Origin of the sequence: Weissella sagaensis, from assembly GCF_010306265.1 — a bacterium.
GTDB lineage: Bacteria > Bacillota > Bacilli > Lactobacillales > Lactobacillaceae > Weissella > Weissella sagaensis.
On record NZ_BLKA01000003.1, the window covers coordinates 248434 to 265529 of the forward strand.

The following is a 17096-nucleotide window of genomic DNA, read 5'->3' on the forward strand; positions in this document are numbered from 1 at the left end:
ACTACACCTCCTAAATCGTTTGTGCTGGCATAATTGTCAGTAACTTTTCACCAATAGTATTAGCAATCATGTTGACATCATTTGCCGAGGCATTACCATTAATATTGACAGTCACGTTAATCGTGCCACCTTGTTTAAAAGGCTTTGAACCACCAGTACCCTTTGCATAATGTGGGAACATCTTCTTTGTGTCATCCCCATTTAATACTTGTGTACCAGTTGGCAATGGCACTGTTAAGTTACGTTTCTTAGGGAAGATACCTACTAGTCCGTCAGGTAACATAAAGGCTTCACGCCAATTAGATGTCTTAGAATCGTTAACCAAAGCTAATCCACCTGGATGAGCACCACTCTTATTAGTTCCTTTAGCATAATGCGGTGTTAATGAAGCAAATGCACTTTTGGCACCAGTTGTACCTTTGGCTAATTTACTTGCTCCCTTTCCTTTTACATTAGCTGTGATTGTAACAGTTTTTGAGTGCAATGAATTAATTGCTGAGGCTAATGAACGAACCTGTGATGCTGCCGAGCTAGCACTTGAACCAATTTTGCTCATTGATGATGCAATTCTTGAAGTTGCTGACTGAGCTGCCGATACGGCACGGTCAAACCCTGATTTGAGTGCTGTACTAATTTTATTAGCACCAGACTTTGCCGAACTAGCTGCTTTATTCATACCACTAGTAATCGTGTTAGTTAACTTGTTCATAGCACTAGTACCAGCAGTAGAAGCCTTTGATAATCCACTTTTAATTGCAGATGATATTTGATTAGCACCAGAACGTGCTGCACTCTTAGCTTTGCTCATTCCACTCGTAATAGAACTACTAAACTTACTCATAGAGCTACGGCCAGCAGATGAAGCTTTATTCATTCCTGATCTAATTGAACTAACAATACCATTTGCACCAGAACGTGCTGCTCGCTTGGCTCGGTTCATGCCACTTCTTACTGAACTTGCTAATCTATTGAAACTACTTCTTCCTGCATTTCCAACACCTCGTAGACCTGACTTTACAGAATTAGCTATACCTCTTGCTCCTGAACGAGCTGAGCGCTTAGCTTTATTCATGCCACTTCTTACTGAACTTGCCAATTTATTAAAGCTACTCTTGCCAGCATTTCCAACACTTCTTAAACCAGATTTCACAGAACGCGCTATACCTTTAGATCCAGAACGTGCCGCTCGTTTAGCTTTGTTCATTCCTGACTTAACACTTGATGAAAGTTTATTGAATGAACTCTTACCTGCACGACTTACACCACGTAAACCTGACTTAATTGATCTAGTAATTCCCTTAGACCCACTTCTAGCTGCTCGTTTAGCCTTATTCATACCACTTTTAACAGATGAACTTAGCTTATTGAAAGCCGATTTAGCTGATTTTCCAATATTCTTAAACTTCAACGCACTAGTAATGCCCTTTGCACCTGATTTGGCAGCACGCTTGGCTTTGTTCATACCTGATTTAATGCTTGAAGCAATTTTACTCATTGAGCTTTTACCAGATTTTCCAACACCCTTAAATGCTTTACCAACTGACTTACTAAACTTACTTGTTGATTTGCCAGCCTTATCAAATGCCTTTTTAAATGAACTACCAATTGATTTACCAGAATTTTTACCATTTTTACCTGCATTTTTTAGATGCTTAGAAGATGCCTTGGTCGACTTGTTAGCACCATCAGTTTCCTTCTTCGCTTTATTAGCACCTTTAGACCAGCCAGTGATTTTCTTTAACCAATTTGGCGCTTTCGGAAACTTAATTTTAGGCATTTTAAACTTCTTAAACGGGTTGCTCTTCATAAATTTTGGTAATTTAAAGTTCTTAAATGGATTTTTAATCTTTAATTTTAAACTCTTCAAACTTTTGCTTATATTTGGCATCTTCCAACCCTTGAATGGGTTCTTAATGTTCAGACCTTTCAAGCCTTTAGCTAAGTTTGGTAATTTGAAATTCTTAAACATCTTACTTAGATTAGGAAGTTTTAGTCCCTTGGTAATATCCGGCATCTTCCAACCCTTAAATGGATTTTTGATTGTTAAACTCTTTAAGCTCTTCGAAATATCCGGAATCTTGAAATCTTTGAACAGTTTGCCAAGATTTGGCATTTTGAAGCCTTTGAGCAGCTTGCCAAAGGCTGGCATCTTTAGTCCCTTAGTTATATCCGGCATCTTAAAATCTTTAAATGGATTACTTAGCTTTAACCCTTTTAATGCACCACTTAGCTGGTCTTTAATATTCCAAAACTTGATGCTTGCCTTTCCAAATAAATCAGAGGCACCCATCTTGGTTTTATCCCATAAACGACCAGTGCCCTCTTTAATACCTGTCCACTTACTGCCAACCCAAGAGCCAGCCTTACCGCCTGCCCATGATCCTAAAGCACCACCAGCTATAGTTCCAACTGGTCCCAAGAAAGAACCTAATGCAGCACCCAATGTTCCACCAACACCGCCACCAATACCTGAACCAACACCTTTGTATCGTCCTGTAGTACCTGCTTTGTTATTCTTTAGAGCACTGAAAACATCAAAACCGGCAAATAGGGCATTTAAACCACCAGCACCACGTTTACCGATAGCGCCAAGTAATTTCCCTGAACCACCCAAAAATTTACCAAATCCTGTCTTACCAAATTTTGAAAGTAACCCAGCGCCACCAAGTGATAACTTACCTAATCCTGAAGCACCACCCATTAGTAATTTCCCGAGACCGCCTTTAAAACCACCTTTACCTGCAAGTGATGCACCTTTTAAGAAAGTCTTATCAATAATTGAACCAAACTTTGAATTAGCTAACTTCTGGCCAAGTGTAAACTTACCTTTTCCTGATACTGCGGATCTAGTGACATAATCGCCACCAGCGCCTGAACCAGTACCAGTGCCATTCATTTTGTTAGCAGCTGCCATCATCGTATCTGCTGCAGTCATCATTGTTCCAGCTGCAGTACTTTTTGTACCATTTCCAAATATCTTAGATAATAGGCCACCAATTACAGGTACTTTACCTAACAATTTACCCGCTTGACCAACGACACCCTTGAATAAGTTACCGACCACGGGTAATTTAGAAGCACCTTTTAGAGCTAGTAACAAGGCAGATACTTTACCTGTTCCTTGACCGATTTCACCCATCATTGTGCCGCTGCCTTCAGGTAGCACGCCTTTAATTTTAGATATCGTATCGCTAGCAAAAGAACCAACACTACTTAACGTATCTTTAATTTTGCCAACTTCATCAGTAAAGCCTTTCCCAAAGCCTTTTCTAAATGAACTTGAACCTTTCCATGCTGATTGGACAACTTTTGTAATCGCAGAAATGCCAGTACCTAATTCATTAGCAGCAGAACTTAATACAGAAGATGCTTTATCTGAAAAACCTTTTATCTTATTAAAATCCGTAAACTCTTTAGATAGATTACCAATTAAGTTACTAAAGCCACCACTCTTACCGACTTTTTTACCAAACTGATCCATAATCTCTGAACCAGCAAATTGTGCTGCAAACTTACCAGAGCGTAACATACCAGGTAAAGTAGCGTTATACCTTTCGGATGCTTTACCAACACCACCAGAATTACCGTAGTTATCAATACCACGGAAGGCTGTTTGCGCTTTAACAGCACCCCAATCATAGTCACTTCCTGTTCTGTTTTTACCTAATTCATGCCCAGTTTCTTTCTTATACTGCTTACGAATTTTTCGTAGTATTTTACCATCCAATAAACGCAAAGACTTGGCCTGCATACCAGACATCTTACCAGTATCACCAATATTTCCAACTGCTGTACGGAAACGTTGCATTTCTCCTTCAGTTAAGGCATTTGCATCTTGAATGTTGAACATTCCTCTCAACATTGAGTTAGTTTTCTTAGTGTTACCAGAATATTCGCCAGCATCTGATGAATAGATTTGCTTGGCAATTGCATTACCCTCTTCAAAACTATTACCAGCTTTTAAACTGGTTTTCATAATCGCATTATTTGCTGATACTGACTGTTGAGTTAATCGCTTACCAGAAATACTACTATGCGCATCTTGAATTGATGTTGCCCACATTGCTTGACCGTTTTGGCGCTCTTTCAGCATGTCAAAACTACCGGTAACTAATTGTTTTACACCACCTGCGGCTGACATGATTCCACCAGCCAACAACATTGAAGGTGCAAACATTGATAATCCAGTGCCTAATGCTTCTCGAATGCGACCAGGTTTCTTAGCACCTGCTCGGCCAGCAATCATTGCACCATTTGAGCCACCAGCACCATACATAGCAGCTTGTTTATTAATCTGATCAGTTTGAGCAGCATATTTTTGAGTTAAAGCTAAATCTTTTTGTCTTGCTGATGCCAATTTGTCAGCTTGAGCAACCGACTTAGCAATAGCTGCTGTTTCCTTTTCTTGGGCAGACGCAGCTCTAATTGCATATTCTTTAGCCTTTGATTGAGCAGATGCCACTTTAGCAAGTCCTTCAGCTTGGCGTGATTGGGCAGATGCAGCTTTTGCCGCCATTTCTGCTTGGCGTGATTGAGCAGTTGTAGCTTTAGCGGCCATTTCTGCTGTTTTTGATTGTGCTTGTGCTAATTTTTCAGCATTTATTGCGTTTTTCGCTGAAGCTGAATCACTTTGTTTAGTAGCATTAGATTGTCTTTTATATGCTTCAGTAACCTTGTTAATATTATTAACTTGCTTACCGTATGTATCAGCAACAGAAGCTTTTCTTTGCGCTTCTGTTGCTGTTTTTGCTGCACTTGATACTCTTTTGTACGCTTCGGCTGTCTTGTTGGCTTCTGCTATTACCTTAGTAAAGCCTGATGCCATGTTTGAAGCACGAACTGAGCTCAGTGCACGGGTGGCTTCGTTAAGTTCTTTAATAGCAGAACTAGCTTTCTTCAGTTCTCCTAATCCACTTACTTCAGCTTGTGCTTTAATTGTCGTGGTATATCCCATTAATTCCACCACCCTTTCCAATATGTGTTTAATCTTTAGGAAACATAACGTTAGCCATTGCGTTTGCAATTGCATTAGCTAATGATTCTTGCTTCCTATCTGCTAATCCGTTTAAAAACTGTAATTTTTTAAGCGTTGCTTGATCAACTTCTTCAGCAGTAGCAACGCCCTGATAAACAGGCCATACAAAAGCCCATTCTTCATCTAAGTCAGATTCTAATAATTGATCATTTAAATATTTTTTACTGCCAGAATTCGCCAAGAAATTCATCAGCTTCATCAATCAATTGATTGATTCCCTCACGCTCATCAAAGTCATCAAGCGTTAAGTTAGCTGGTTGAACAACAACATGCTCTAGTAATTGATCCGCAAAAATTGAACGTGCCATTTGACCATTTGGCATAGTTGAATTATCAATAATTTCCATAGACTTACGAATGCCAGGATATTGCAACAAATACTCATCCATTCCACCATCTGCACGCTTGATTTCAATCTTTTTTTGTTGACCAAACTTTGAAACTGGCTTAGCAACCTCTGGAATTTGTACCGGTTGTTGTGCTTGTGCTGAAACTGCTTGTTGTGCTTGTAATTCTTCTGCCATGATTTAATTCCTCCAAAAATGGGCACCAGCCCTGTGTAAGTTAATGTTTGCGATTGCAAACTAAAAGCGCTTAAGGAATCGAACCTTAAACGCCTGAAAAATTATGCAGTTACTTGAACATCCATATCCAAAACTTCAATGGTGTAAGTACGCTTTGGTGTTTGCTTACCAAATTGTCCATCAGCAGGCTTAGCAATAATTGCTTGATTACCTGATATTTTTTCACTAGGTGTCTTAATGACAATTGGTACTACCTTGTTAGAGTTTGCCAAACCATTAAGATACTTATGTGATGCTGAATTTCCCGATAAGTTAATCGTAATTTGACCTAATCGATTGTTATTAACGGCAATTGATGGCACACCTTGCGCATCAACTTCTGTTTGCACACGATCTTCCTTAATCGTATATGAAATCATATCACCATCTTGGAAACCTTGGACAACAACACTGTTAATTGTTAGAACAACGTCTTTTGCATTATAAACTGGAATATCTGCCATTATTTATCACCTCACTTATTAAACGTTTGAAATAGTTCCATGAACAGTGACATCATGAATTGCACCAGCTCGTGTGTAATCAAATGACAAGCCCTTGTAAGAACGACCAGCAATATCAGTAGCTGCTTGTTCCTCTCGTGAACCAGCAGTTACCGTAAACTTTCCCGAATTTGTTTCAGGGTCAATTAAGATGACGCCGTTTTCAGTTGCTGTACGCAAGACAGTTGTGACAGCCGCTTCTAATTGGGCGATACCTTGTGCACCATACGGTAACTTATCAGTTGTTTGCAATAGATTTTGGATTGACGATTCAATTTCAGCGCGTACCCAGTCATCTGAATGCAAATTATCAATGTACTCAAGCCCTGTTGTTAAGCCTTCTGATGTTTGAGGCATACCAGCCTTGTAAACATACATCACTGCACCAAGTTCTGTTGCTTTAGAAACGACAGTACCATTTACTTGGGTAGCGGTAATGCCCTTTAACTTCTTAAACTTCCAAGTAATTGAGCCAGGTTGTAGGTTTCCTAGCGCACCAACTAATGCACCAACACCCTTAAACTTTTCATTAGCACCTGCTTCACGATTGCCAAGGAATACAACAGTGCGTTCATTGCCGTAAAATGGTGCATCAGTAATTGATTCAATATCACTTACCTTTGCCGTTGATAAATTAACATCCATCCCCAATACGGCTAACTTACGTCCATATTGCTCGATAGCATTAGTTAACACTACTGTGTCTAATGATGTTGCTGAAATCATCGTTGCAAATTCCCAACCATCCGTTAGAGTAGATTCAACCTTTTCCTTGGTAGTTGATTGATCAACAGAAGATTCAATACCGTATAGATAAATCGTGTCACCATGATTAGGTTGCGCAAAAAATGACTTCACAATTTCTTCAGTTGCTGTATTAACTGCCAATCCTAAATTAGCAATATCAGCAGCTGCATGTAGTTGTACGTCTGGTAAGGTTTCTTCAGAATTTGACTCATCTGAGACGACGTAAACTGCCAAGTTCCCCAAATTAACTGGGGATGCAGGATTAACAACGTCCAAAATAACTTGAACGTCTAAGTTTTCATTAACCATTTAGGTTACCTCTCTTTTCAATTTCTACATCACTGATTGAATCAATGGTGCCATCTGTATATGTTTCTTGTAAGCGTAGCCGAACGTCAAAGCCAACCATGTGTTTGTCAAAAACTTGTTCTGGAATAGAACGGATATTAGTAGGCATTATTTCCGCAATGATGATGCCTTGTTGTCGCAACTGAATATCCACATCAAACTGAGTTAGTGTTTTACGCAATGCTTGTGCAGCAAACAAAGCGTTAGTTTTACTAATATCAAACAGCGTAAAACTAACAACAGTTTCAAATGCTTCTTCCTGTGTCACATCAAAGAATTCATCAATGGGAATATACGGACTGATTATGTCAAATGAGATAAACGTTCCTTCTGGTTGCTTACCTCCACCATTGACTTCAGTTAAAACTAAACCTAAGTGATCCATGGCAATTGACGAAAAAACTTTATTTAATTTTGAATAATCAAAACTATTGATTTCATCAAGTTTGCTCATTGTTTGGACTCTCTTTCTTTAACTCATATTCCAGGACGTTTGAATAATCACTATAATTTTGCTTGCCGGTAACCCGATAAAACTCATCCTTGTGTTTTACCCTGGTCCCGATGACATAATCATTTTCAGAAAACCAATAAGCCTTATCTGTATCAAATTCACCCGTCTCAGCAGGCATCAATTGACCGGACAATAGTGTTGAGTTGATGTTGAACGTTAAGAATGGCTCATACAAATCAATTTCCTTGCTTTCTGTTTGATGCCAAATACCTTCTATCCATTCACCATCATCACTATTGGCCAATACTGTTAATTTGGTGCCAAACATATCGATTAGCGCACTCATATCTAAATAAAAAGCCATATTTAAATCTCCCTATGCGTGATTGCACCGTACATGTCTCCAGTATCAACCAACGGCTTACTGCTGCCCTTTTTAGCAATTGTGACTGGACTAAGCGGTGCAAAATTACCAGCATCAATTGTTTTACGAATATCCTGAACCATGAGTAACCCAAGTTTTGATAAGACAGCACTGCTTGATAACCCACCTTCAAATACTTGAATAATATCTTGGCCAATTTTCTGACCCCACTGATTTTCATTCTCGTATTGTGTGTTGCGCAAAAAAGGACGTGCAGGTATGCCCCTACTCGTCCCATATTCTTGCCATGTTGCTTTTTTAGCAGCAAAGCCACCAAATAGTCCTGCCTCAGCTGTCTTGCCGTCAAGTTGCTCTAAACGGGCGATTGCCTCATCTAGCTCATCAACATTCGATTCAACCTCTGTACTAAAACTAATATCCATAAGCTCACATCCTAAATGAATTCCACTTGATTAGATCCACCATTTAACAAGTCCCGCATACGTTCATATTCAACTAAATAAGTTGAGGAACCGTCAGAGCTTTGATATTCGATAGACATAACAGCCAATGTTTGCTTTTTAATATTGCTATTTGCTCCACTAATCAGTGAAGCAAAATGAGAACCCAACCAACCTGCAGCTATTTCTAACTTTGGTCCAGTAAAACCATCAGCCGTTGCATTATCAATGGCATCTTGTGCAATTTCAGCAAGCAATTCTTCATCATCAAGCTTTGTATTGCGTTTAATACGCTTAATCACATTTTGAACATCGACCATATGACCACGCTTTCTAAGATAGACGAATCACACGACCAGCTGGCAATACATTAACAGTTAAGCCATTTAACTTTTTCAATCGTGCCAAACTCATCATATGTGCTGTTGCAATATCTGCTAACGTTTCACCAGCTTGAACCGTGTAGGTATCAGTTGTAGGTACTGGATAAGGTGCACTCTCATGATTGATTAGCATAATCTCCCATGGTTGCAACTCAGGGGCAGTTGGCACTGGTTCAGTGACAGTTACTGGGACTGCCAGAGTGGTGCCATCGTCACGAGAGTTCCAATGAATGGTTGTTGATCCAGCAGCTAAGAAACTAACAGTATATGTGCTATCACCGTTGTCCTGCACGCTAACAATTGAACCGTCATCCAAAATTGCCTCAACCGTCTTATCGGTAGCATTGGTTGGTTGGATATTTGACAAAGTCACGACTTCAGTACTACCAGCTTCGCCAGATAATGACGTTTTATCGAGGTCAAACGATGATACCTTAATTGGTTCTGCTGGTTGCTCTGGTTCAGTTGGTTCATCCCCAGAATCTGTATCATCACTTGGCGCTTCGCTAGTTGTATCAGTTGGTTCTGCGCCATCTTCTTGTGCAGGTACTAATGCCAACAAATCAGCTTTAGTTGCGCTAGAAGAGTAAGCGATATTGTGTGCATCTAGATACGCCTTAATTTCTGCAACTGTATTTTGATCAGTTACTGTATCCATTTAGCCCACCTCCTTATAAAACAGTGGCTTGGAAAATATTATCAGCTTGCGCAAGCGTTGGCACAACCATAGTTGATGCCTTAATGATCGTACGAATTGGGTCATTAGTTTCGTCAAACATTTCAGTAAAGATATTCCCTACTTGTGAAGCTTGAACAGCACCATCAGCAATGGCACGAGACTCTTCAGGAGTAATACCGTAAACAGTTTCACCAACAGTCCCGTCAGCAAACATGGCAAATTGATTATCAGCCACATAATTTGAAACTGTACGCTTACCCTTTGCATCAGTATCAGCATACTTACCACGATAAGCACGTAATACTGGCAACCCATTCGCTTGCATAAATGCATCCAAGTCAGATTGCAACACTGTACGACCATTGTTTGAACCAAAGATATTAGCCACAACATGTGGGTTCTTACGCAATGACATTAATGCCTTAGTAGACATAATTGCACGAGTTGGTGTGATATCAACCTTGTCAGCCCATGCCAAGATTGTTTCGATTGGGTCCACTGATTCATCAGCAAAGTTAGTAGAACCTTTTTGATTGGAACCGATACCATAATCAACCTTATATGAACCACCTTGAGCATCTTTAACAGTAATCTTACCTGACATCAAAGCTTGCATACGCATTAATTCAGTAGCGGCATCCAGTGACTTAATCAAGTTGCCCATGTCGTCATAAACAGTGCCTTGAATATAAGCTTGTTCTTCAGGTGTACGTGGTTTGCGTAACTTAACCAAATCATCTTCTTTAAGCGCAAACTTCTTCTTTAGGAAGAATGGTTCAGTTTCTGATACTTGCGCTGTACGATCACCAAGCTCTGCCTCAGTATCGAATGCATGAACATGAGCAATGACTGGTGTCTTAGTTCCCGATGTTAAAATCTTAATATCATTTGATTGCACCTTACGTGCTGGAAATAGCTCCGCTCCTAGCAAATTAGGTGTTGCCACCGCCTTGGTATAGTCCAAGATATCTTGGTGTGGAAATAAATCAAAAATACTTGCCATAATTTAAATTACCTTATCCTTCCGATGGTGCTGTTGCAGCTGCAGGAACATCCCCACGGAATTTAATTCCGACAGCTTTCAAGGCTGTTTTGTCGTCAGCAGACAATGCAGCAGGCAAACGATCTTCTAGTACCCAACCTTCAACCATTACTGCAGCAGGCATTGGATCATCAGTTGAGCCCTTAACATCGTTTAGAACCAATCCGATCGCCACGTTTTCTTTCTTAAACACCGCACCACTTACGTATTCAGCATCAGCTGATTCATTAAATGATTGCAAATGTGTCGATGCTAACCAATTAATTTGATCAGCAGTAGTTTTCGTATACTTCATGCGTATATCCTCCTTTTACTTGGCTTTTGTGCCAAAGAAATCATCAGCAACACCGCTGAGAGAACGACTGTTAGACTTTTCAGCCATTTGTGCACCAAAGGACTTACCCTGTCCTTGACTGGCACTCGCATTGTTGGGTGTTTGGCCGTGCAAAGCTTCTTGTCGCTTAGCTTCCACTTTGTCATCAATAAGTTTTGCAAATGCCGTCACTGCTTGAGTCGTATCCTCTGCTGTGTCACGAACAACAAAGTTTAATGTTTCTTCATCAGCCGTAAAGCCCTTATCAGCCAACATCTTACTTGCCTCATTCACCATATTGGTATGATTTAATTCAGCACGTAATTTATCCGCCACAGCTTGTGCTTGAGTCAATGCTTCATTAGCCTTTTCTTGCTCATGTTCTTGACGTTGCTTATCAGACATTGATGCAATGTTAGCTGCCTCTTGTTGTTCTTCATCCCACTTAACACGAGCATCAGTAAGCGCTTTTTGCAGCTTTGATTCATTTGCCTTGTCAGCACGAGATAGACGATCAGCAATCATTGAATTAACATGTGCCTGTTGCTCCTCTGTAAAAGTTACGTCATTGCCATCTGCAGCAGAACCTTGTTGTCCTTGTGCTTGTCCTTGTTCTTCAGCCATGTTTTCACCTCCGTTTTAAGGCCGTCGCCTATATTTCCTTGCACAGTTTTAAGCCATAAGCACGTTTTGGGCATAATAAAAACGCCTAGCCATTTTTGACTAAGCGTTTATTAATAGTTATTACTTAAACGAAATCTTCAAATTTAAATGTTTCAATCGCATCCCCAATAGTTTGACCATTCTGTAATTTGAATTTAAATACGTCTTGAACTGTGTCAAAAACAACCGTGTTTTGACCATCATTGAATTGCCACAATGACCTTTCACCATTGACATTATCCATTAATTCAGGACGATTAGGGTTATTGTATGTCGCTAACTGACCGTTTATATAGAAAGTTGCTTCACCATGATAGCCTAAAGACTCGGCAATCTCATCTTTGGTCAGTGAAAAATATCCATCATTCAATTCCTTCAATGTAGTTTGCCTCCTTACTTGTCATTTTACGTCCGTTGGTCCGCTTACGTTTTCCTGTATCCGGATTAATTATCCAGTCGTGTACCTCTGGTTCGCTAATACCATGATTAGTAAAATCAATATCTTTTAACACATTACCATCAGGCCCATATATTCTAATTCGTTGTAACAGTCCTGACTTTGTAGCATAAGTCTTTATAGCCGTTCCTGGCTTTGATTTAAGCATTGGTTTGTGTTCGGAATACGTTGTTGGTTCATCTTCTGGCACATAATCTGTTAAATCAATTATACCATCTTCATCCTCATCTTTGCGATTCTTGCTGGCAACCGCAATTCCTGTTGCAATGGGTAAATCATCACTTAATGTATCTTTAACCCTAACAATAGTGCAACGACAATTATAATGAAATGGCACTAAACTCTTAGCCTCTGCCAGAGTATATTCATTACCGAGATATGGCAGGCACTTACTACAAGCGCCAAATTCATTCATGATCGTGACTTTGCTCTGAAAATGGGGATGCTCCTGGTTAATCTGGTCATCAGCCGTTTCCCAAGCTGTTAGTTTAGCCTTTTTATCAGCAACTGCAGCATAAGTTCGAATATTACGAGATGAAGCAGCGCTAAATGCTCGTAAATACCACCAAACGCCAAGGAAACCACCGACCATTTCACCCAAATGTTGCTTTAATTCAGCATTATCTTCTGCTTGTTCAGCATCTCGTTTGTCCGCATAAGCATTTAGATCAGCTAGAAAATCATCATCAGTGTAATTATCGTATTTATCTTTACTCATTACTACCTACCCCCGACAATCTCTGTCCAGTCTTTCGCATTGACACCTTGCTGAACGGCTTTAATTAACTCAACCGATAAGTTAGCCAGTATCTTATCAAACGACTGCCAGAACGCATTCACAGGCTTTTTATTATCAAACGCTTGGTGTGATAATTTCTGCATTTTTGCGGTAGTTAATGGCTTATCAATACCCAAATCGTCTGATTGACGTTGATATTCGTCACGAAACTCATTTAACAACGTCTTTTCCATGAGCTGAAAAGCATTATTAGCCATTGGCAGCATCATCAAACCCATTAATGATTGCAGGTACATTTCCATGTCTGTTGTACCCATGCTTAAATACATCATTTTTCGCTTTTTAACGTTGATTTCGTTAATCTTGGATAATTCCTTAGCCAACGTTTTTAACTGCGTTAAATCGTGAATTGTGGGCGATTTACGTAAGATAGACGTGTCGATATGATCGTCTTTTTCATGAGCAACAAAAAAAGCGCTTAATTCAGCGCTAATTCGTTTGATATACTTGTCTGCTGCCCGTTCAAGACCAACGTTGATGTCATAATCTTGCTTCATGGTTTCTAGCATGTGGTGCTTTTCGTCAATGTCTCGCATTACTTGTCACCACCTTTGAAATCATTCTCGCTGACATTCTCTAGACTTGCTAAGGCATTGTTAGCATTGTTGCGTTGCTCCTCATCCCGTGCCTTAATAACGGCATCAGGATCATCAACTGTTGAAATAGCAGAAATAGCTGTCTTACGGTCAACCACATCAAGCAATGTCTTAGCAGTTGTTGCTTCATCTTGGACGTTATGGGGAACTGTCCGTTTGAACGTTGCTTTGACGTTTTTAGCTAACTCACCAGTCATATCAAGCGGCAACGTGGCACCAATCGCAAAGGCTAACTTAAATAGCTGCCTGATTGATAGTTTGAACTTCCGCTCTTTCATATTTGCTGCATTGCTCATCGACTGCAGCTTAAACTCTAATGCTGTACCGGATGCATTACCAAACACATCATCATTGAAATTAGCAACGTTTGACTTGGTATAAATGGCATCAATAGCACGGTCTAAAAAATGTTCCTGAATTAAATCAGCATCGGGTTTGTTGAGAAAATCAATATCAACTGGTCTATCTGCATCAACAGACGGCACATTGATTAATCGTTTATCAATCATCTCATCAACCGTTTCTTTTTTGATTTTAGCATTGACTACTTTCATAATCGTGTTGCTAAAGTAGTCAATGTCGTTGCCTTTGTTGCTCATTGCCATATCAACGGCATCAATCAAGCTAATTACTTGCTCGAATAGTCCTTGTCGCTCAATCGAGGCAAAGAATTCAACCAACGGTACGTTAGTGAATAGGTTATCAGTTACTTCGTCGTACTGTATACCAGCTGATGCACTACCATGGAACGTTACTACTGAATGTTTTGTGTACAGCGTACCACTGATTGTGCCATTGTGTTGTCGTTGCGTGTAATACACGGCATATTCAATGGGTGCACCAATTTGTGTACCATAAACCGCAAAAGCATTGCGTGGGTCGATTGGTGCCACTCTGGTGTTGCTATCTTCATCCTGATAAAGCAACGTATATGACCGACCAAAAATATCAACTTGCTTGGCCAACTCTGCAATCGTGTCGGTTAAATCATTAATCGCCACAAAATCAGCAATTCGCTGATCAAGTTCGTTATTTTCATTGCCGTTGTCGTCATAATCAAACTTCACTGGTGTTCCAGCAAAGAACCCAACTTCATTGTCGACTAACTCTTTTGCAAAGTTAATGACCAATCGGTTATCTGGTTTGCCCTTTGCCTTGGCTAGTTTACGGATGATACTGTGCTTACCTAAATAATAATTCATTAATCGGTTGTATCGGTTGTTCAGTCGATTAGTATGAATACTAATCAGCTCATTCACATCGGTTTCAACTGGCAAGTCATCCCCAATGCTTTCAGAATAAAAGACATGGTTTTCGTCAGACGACAACCGATCACTATTAAAATTTATCGTCATTAGAAAATTCCTCCAAAAATTTCAACTTCATTATCTTCGCTGATATGGTTATGTATTGCGTAACGTGTGGTATCCATTGCGTGGTCATTTTCCTTAACAGGCACGCCCTTTTTCTCATCCCAAACATAGTCAAAGATTTCATTTTCAAACTCTTTAGCTGCTGTTCGAACCACGAATAAACGATTGGCTTTAATCATCTTAGCGACATCTTCCACACCCTTCATGATTTTTTTGTCAGCATTGCGTGCATCTAAGTCCTCGTTAATGAATCTAGCGACATGTTCGGGTCTCGCTGAATCACACCAAAAGGGGATGTCACCGTAGCGTTTCTTAACATCTAAGGCAATATCGACCCAATAATCAATCTCTTCATGTTGTGCTGCATGTTCTTCAACTAAGTAATATTTATGATCATCGGTTTCACCCCATACTTGGATAACGCCTGAATGTTCATATCCCCAGTCAACACCAGCGAAGTAATTGGTTAATGGTGGCACTTCATCTTTGGTAATGAAATGCTTTTTCTCGTCAAAGTCTCGATAAACGGCACCTTCTCCATTTACCCATAAACCTAATATCTTACGGTCATAGTACATCCCCGTTGGTGTTTCAGCCTTTAAATGCTTTACGTAATCAGGAGATAGGAAAGTATTGTCGTCAAGGACAAAATGCACTCGCTTAATACCTGCTTCAGGGTTCTTGTTGTCGATATACTCCTTTTTCAGCCAATGTGTTGGCGAATCAGGGTTGGTATCTAACAAAATGTGTGAATGAGGCATTGATGCACGAGATAGTATTTCATCAAAAACGGCACGATTAGCAAGGGATGCCTCATTGATATAAGCACCATACGCAGTCATACCACGAACAGCACCAACACCACGTTCAGAATTGGTAAATGCAACGACAATTTTCACTCCAAATAACTTAAAGCTACCGTGCTTATCGTATTTAGGTTCCCAACCATATTTCTTAGTCAACTCATTAATGACGTTGTTATCTAACGTTTTACTTGAGTAACCAGCCAAGATGTATTGTGGGCTGTAATCGCCATTACTTTTAGCAATACGACTGACCCGTAACACGTCATGCAGAAATATATCATTATTAACCACCGTCTTACCAGTACGAACAGCACCGTCTAATATTAACGTTCTGAAGTCGTCTGACATGGCAATGTTCAATACCTGACGTTGCTTACGTGTGTACGCCTTTTTAAGTGTTAGTTTCTGCTTCATCATTTTGTTCACCTGCTTGTAGTGCATCCATAATCTTGGCCAACATCACTTCTTCACTCGATTGATCATCATCAACACGAGCTGCCTTCGCTTCTGCCAATATTGCTTCAGCTTTAGCCCGTCGAACTTGGGCATCACTTAATGCATTTGGTTGTTGCTTATTCAATTCAGCCAACAATCGTGCTTGTGCAGCTTGTTTATCGTATAAATCAAGGACAACGCCATCACGACCAATTGATACCTTTTTGATTAGACTTGTATCAACTTTCGACTTGTCTTTGAGTTGCACCCACGACATATGTTTAATCACTCGATTACCATCAGTATCGATTATTGGTTCACCCATAGCATCTTGCGCAAATTCGTCATGTTCACCAAAATCTAAGTAACTTCCAATGTCTGAAAATGATTGCTTCATTAGGTCAGCTAACACATCTTCTTTATTGGCGCCTAGGTCATGTAGACGTGCTTTTCTAAGTTGTTCAACAGCAGATTTTACTCCAACATTTTCCAACATCCTTGGGCCAGCGGTTTTAGCCGTTGTGTAATCCACATCATACACATTTATATATGCCTGCGTTGCGTTGAAAAGTCTTACATACTCGATAACAAAGGCTTTTTGCTTATCAGTTAAGTCGCTATTAGCTAACTCATCAATCACTTGGTCCGCCTTTTGAGACGTTGCAACGTTTTTGTGTTGCGTTGCATTTTTGTTGCGTTTTGTTGCAACACTTTTTGTTGCAGCTTTAGCAACTCTATCTGAAACATCATCCCATTTATAACGTGATTTCCACGAACGAATCGTTGAGGCAGATTTACCAATATTTTGTGCAATATCCTTAATCTTCATACCAGCTAAGTAATCTTGCTTAGCCTGTTCTTTTAGATCCATTACATATCACCACCTCGTTCCTTATTAACTGACCTACGTTGTTTAATTTGATCTTGTTTTTTTAATTCTTTTCGTTCTTGTGCATCCAATTTGCCAATAATGGAGGCTTCTACGTTTCGATACCATGGTTCCATTTCATGTTTCCTCTTAAATTTGTGCAAAATAAAAAGACAGCGATTTGGTAATTGCCGTCTTTTTATTTTA

The 17096-nt window shown here is 39.8% G+C and carries 20 protein-coding genes and 1 pseudogene; all 21 read right to left on the reverse strand.

Annotation, left to right across the window (positions count from 1 at the left end):
* Positions 1 to 10: 10 nt before the first annotated feature.
* The 21 genes and pseudogenes from G7Y65_RS09320 to G7Y65_RS09440 all read right to left on the reverse strand — a co-directional run bounded on the left by G7Y65_RS09320 (position 11) and on the right by G7Y65_RS09440 (position 17026).
* Entirely contained in the window at positions 11 to 4954 is a 4944-nt protein-coding gene (locus G7Y65_RS09320; protein WP_240006078.1) for a hypothetical protein, read from the reverse strand.
* Between the two features lie 28 nt (positions 4955 to 4982).
* On the reverse strand, positions 4983 to 5225 hold the full coding sequence (locus G7Y65_RS05220; protein WP_042493136.1) for a hypothetical protein: 243 nt from the start codon (positions 5223 to 5225) through the stop codon (positions 4983 to 4985).
* A complete protein-coding gene (locus tag G7Y65_RS05225) occupies positions 5197 to 5559 on the reverse strand; it encodes a hypothetical protein (RefSeq protein ID WP_165314698.1) in 363 nt (120 codons plus the stop codon). The genes G7Y65_RS05220 and G7Y65_RS05225 overlap by 29 nt, the downstream gene beginning before the upstream one ends.
* 101 nt (positions 5560 to 5660) lie before the next feature.
* Positions 5661 to 6062, reverse strand: a complete 402-nt coding sequence (locus G7Y65_RS05230; protein WP_042493138.1) for a phage structural protein — start codon at positions 6060 to 6062, stop codon at positions 5661 to 5663.
* Between the two features lie 18 nt (positions 6063 to 6080).
* Positions 6081 to 7157, reverse strand: coding sequence for a DUF3383 family protein (locus G7Y65_RS05235; RefSeq protein ID WP_165314699.1), 1077 nt, complete (start codon positions 7155 to 7157; stop codon positions 6081 to 6083).
* Positions 7150 to 7650 carry a phage neck terminator protein gene (locus tag G7Y65_RS05240; RefSeq protein WP_147161665.1) on the reverse strand — a complete coding sequence of 167 codons (501 nt, stop codon included), beginning with the start codon at positions 7648 to 7650 and terminating at the stop codon, positions 7150 to 7152. The genes G7Y65_RS05235 and G7Y65_RS05240 overlap by 8 nt, the downstream gene beginning before the upstream one ends.
* Positions 7637 to 8014, reverse strand: a complete 378-nt coding sequence (locus G7Y65_RS05245; RefSeq protein WP_147161664.1) for a hypothetical protein — start codon at positions 8012 to 8014, stop codon at positions 7637 to 7639. The genes G7Y65_RS05240 and G7Y65_RS05245 overlap by 14 nt, the downstream gene beginning before the upstream one ends.
* 2 nt (positions 8015 to 8016) lie before the next feature.
* Positions 8017 to 8457: a phage virion morphogenesis protein gene (locus G7Y65_RS05250; RefSeq protein ID WP_141926460.1), complete on the reverse strand. Its 441-nt coding sequence runs from the start codon at positions 8455 to 8457 to the stop codon at positions 8017 to 8019.
* 11 nt (positions 8458 to 8468) lie between these two features.
* Positions 8469 to 8795, reverse strand: coding sequence for a hypothetical protein (locus G7Y65_RS05255; RefSeq protein WP_137600949.1), 327 nt, complete (start codon positions 8793 to 8795; stop codon positions 8469 to 8471).
* Between the two features lie 13 nt (positions 8796 to 8808).
* A complete protein-coding gene (locus G7Y65_RS09545; RefSeq protein WP_371862386.1) occupies positions 8809 to 9420 on the reverse strand; it encodes a LysM peptidoglycan-binding domain-containing protein in 612 nt (203 codons plus the stop codon).
* Positions 9406 to 9504, reverse strand: a pseudogene (locus tag G7Y65_RS05260) (HeH/LEM domain-containing protein); the annotation flags it as partial. The pseudogene G7Y65_RS05260 and the gene G7Y65_RS09545, both read right to left, overlap by 15 nt.
* Positions 9505 to 9529: 25 nt before the next feature.
* Positions 9530 to 10540: a major capsid protein gene (locus G7Y65_RS05265; protein ID WP_042493152.1), complete on the reverse strand. Its 1011-nt coding sequence runs from the start codon at positions 10538 to 10540 to the stop codon at positions 9530 to 9532.
* Between the two features lie 13 nt (positions 10541 to 10553).
* Positions 10554 to 10874 (reverse strand): hypothetical protein, encoded by a 321-nt coding sequence (locus G7Y65_RS05270; protein ID WP_165314700.1) that lies wholly within the window; start codon positions 10872 to 10874, stop codon positions 10554 to 10556.
* A gap of 15 nt (positions 10875 to 10889) precedes the next feature.
* A complete protein-coding gene (locus tag G7Y65_RS05275; protein ID WP_165314701.1) occupies positions 10890 to 11516 on the reverse strand; it encodes a DUF4355 domain-containing protein in 627 nt (208 codons plus the stop codon).
* A 124-nt stretch (positions 11517 to 11640) separates the two neighbouring features.
* Positions 11641 to 11934, reverse strand: coding sequence for a hypothetical protein (locus tag G7Y65_RS05280; protein ID WP_165314702.1), 294 nt, complete (start codon positions 11932 to 11934; stop codon positions 11641 to 11643).
* On the reverse strand, positions 11918 to 12730 hold the full coding sequence (locus tag G7Y65_RS05285) for a hypothetical protein (protein ID WP_165314703.1): 813 nt from the start codon (positions 12728 to 12730) through the stop codon (positions 11918 to 11920). The genes G7Y65_RS05280 and G7Y65_RS05285 overlap by 17 nt, the downstream gene beginning before the upstream one ends.
* Before the next feature lie 2 nt (positions 12731 to 12732).
* The gene (locus G7Y65_RS05290) at positions 12733 to 13347 is read right to left on the reverse strand and encodes a hypothetical protein (RefSeq protein ID WP_165314704.1); all 615 of its coding nucleotides are present in this window, start codon (positions 13345 to 13347) and stop codon (positions 12733 to 12735) included.
* Positions 13347 to 14762 (reverse strand): phage portal protein, encoded by a 1416-nt coding sequence (locus G7Y65_RS05295; RefSeq protein ID WP_165314705.1) that lies wholly within the window; start codon positions 14760 to 14762, stop codon positions 13347 to 13349. Before G7Y65_RS05295 ends, G7Y65_RS05290 begins: the two co-directional genes overlap by 1 nt.
* The gene (locus tag G7Y65_RS05300; RefSeq protein ID WP_240006079.1) at positions 14762 to 16003 is read right to left on the reverse strand and encodes a PBSX family phage terminase large subunit; all 1242 of its coding nucleotides are present in this window, start codon (positions 16001 to 16003) and stop codon (positions 14762 to 14764) included. The genes G7Y65_RS05295 and G7Y65_RS05300 overlap by 1 nt, the downstream gene beginning before the upstream one ends.
* Positions 15978 to 16892, reverse strand: coding sequence for a terminase small subunit (locus tag G7Y65_RS05305; protein ID WP_165314706.1), 915 nt, complete (start codon positions 16890 to 16892; stop codon positions 15978 to 15980). The genes G7Y65_RS05300 and G7Y65_RS05305 overlap by 26 nt, the downstream gene beginning before the upstream one ends.
* Positions 16892 to 17026, reverse strand: a complete 135-nt coding sequence (locus tag G7Y65_RS09440; RefSeq protein ID WP_275669042.1) for a hypothetical protein — start codon at positions 17024 to 17026, stop codon at positions 16892 to 16894. Before G7Y65_RS09440 ends, G7Y65_RS05305 begins: the two co-directional genes overlap by 1 nt.
* Between the last annotated feature and the right edge of the window lie 70 nt (positions 17027 to 17096).

Excerpts from the sequence above, each read along its gene's own strand:
- G7Y65_RS09320 (WP_240006078.1), bottom strand. The coding sequence starts at position 4,954 with ATGGGATATACCACGACAATTAAAGCACAAGCTGAAGTAAGTGGATTA.
- G7Y65_RS05305 (WP_165314706.1), bottom strand. The coding sequence starts at position 16,892 with ATGGATCTAAAAGAACAGGCTAAGCAAGATTACTTAGCTGGTATGAAG.
- G7Y65_RS05225 (WP_165314698.1), bottom strand. The coding sequence starts at position 5,559 with ATGGCAGAAGAATTACAAGCACAACAAGCAGTTTCAGCACAAGCACAA.
- G7Y65_RS05245 (WP_147161664.1), bottom strand. The coding sequence starts at position 8,014 with ATGGCTTTTTATTTAGATATGAGTGCGCTAATCGATATGTTTGGCACC.
- G7Y65_RS05300 (WP_240006079.1), bottom strand. The coding sequence starts at position 16,003 with ATGATGAAGCAGAAACTAACACTTAAAAAGGCGTACACACGTAAGCAA.
- G7Y65_RS05275 (WP_165314701.1), bottom strand. The coding sequence starts at position 11,516 with ATGGCTGAAGAACAAGGACAAGCACAAGGACAACAAGGTTCTGCTGCA.
- G7Y65_RS05220 (WP_042493136.1), bottom strand. The coding sequence starts at position 5,225 with ATGAATTTCTTGGCGAATTCTGGCAGTAAAAAATATTTAAATGATCAA.
- G7Y65_RS05290 (WP_165314704.1), bottom strand. The coding sequence starts at position 13,347 with ATGCGAGACATTGACGAAAAGCACCACATGCTAGAAACCATGAAGCAA.
- G7Y65_RS05250 (WP_141926460.1), bottom strand. The coding sequence starts at position 8,457 with ATGGATATTAGTTTTAGTACAGAGGTTGAATCGAATGTTGATGAGCTA.
- G7Y65_RS05255 (WP_137600949.1), bottom strand. The coding sequence starts at position 8,795 with ATGGTCGATGTTCAAAATGTGATTAAGCGTATTAAACGCAATACAAAG.
- G7Y65_RS05265 (WP_042493152.1), bottom strand. The coding sequence starts at position 10,540 with ATGGCAAGTATTTTTGATTTATTTCCACACCAAGATATCTTGGACTAT.
- G7Y65_RS05235 (WP_165314699.1), bottom strand. The coding sequence starts at position 7,157 with ATGGTTAATGAAAACTTAGACGTTCAAGTTATTTTGGACGTTGTTAAT.
- G7Y65_RS05230 (WP_042493138.1), bottom strand. The coding sequence starts at position 6,062 with ATGGCAGATATTCCAGTTTATAATGCAAAAGACGTTGTTCTAACAATT.
- G7Y65_RS05240 (WP_147161665.1), bottom strand. The coding sequence starts at position 7,650 with ATGAGCAAACTTGATGAAATCAATAGTTTTGATTATTCAAAATTAAAT.
- G7Y65_RS05270 (WP_165314700.1), bottom strand. The coding sequence starts at position 10,874 with ATGAAGTATACGAAAACTACTGCTGATCAAATTAATTGGTTAGCATCG.
- G7Y65_RS05295 (WP_165314705.1), bottom strand. The coding sequence starts at position 14,762 with ATGACGATAAATTTTAATAGTGATCGGTTGTCGTCTGACGAAAACCAT.
- G7Y65_RS05285 (WP_165314703.1), bottom strand. The coding sequence starts at position 12,730 with ATGAGTAAAGATAAATACGATAATTACACTGATGATGATTTTCTAGCT.
- G7Y65_RS09440 (WP_275669042.1), bottom strand. The coding sequence starts at position 17,026 with ATGGAACCATGGTATCGAAACGTAGAAGCCTCCATTATTGGCAAATTG.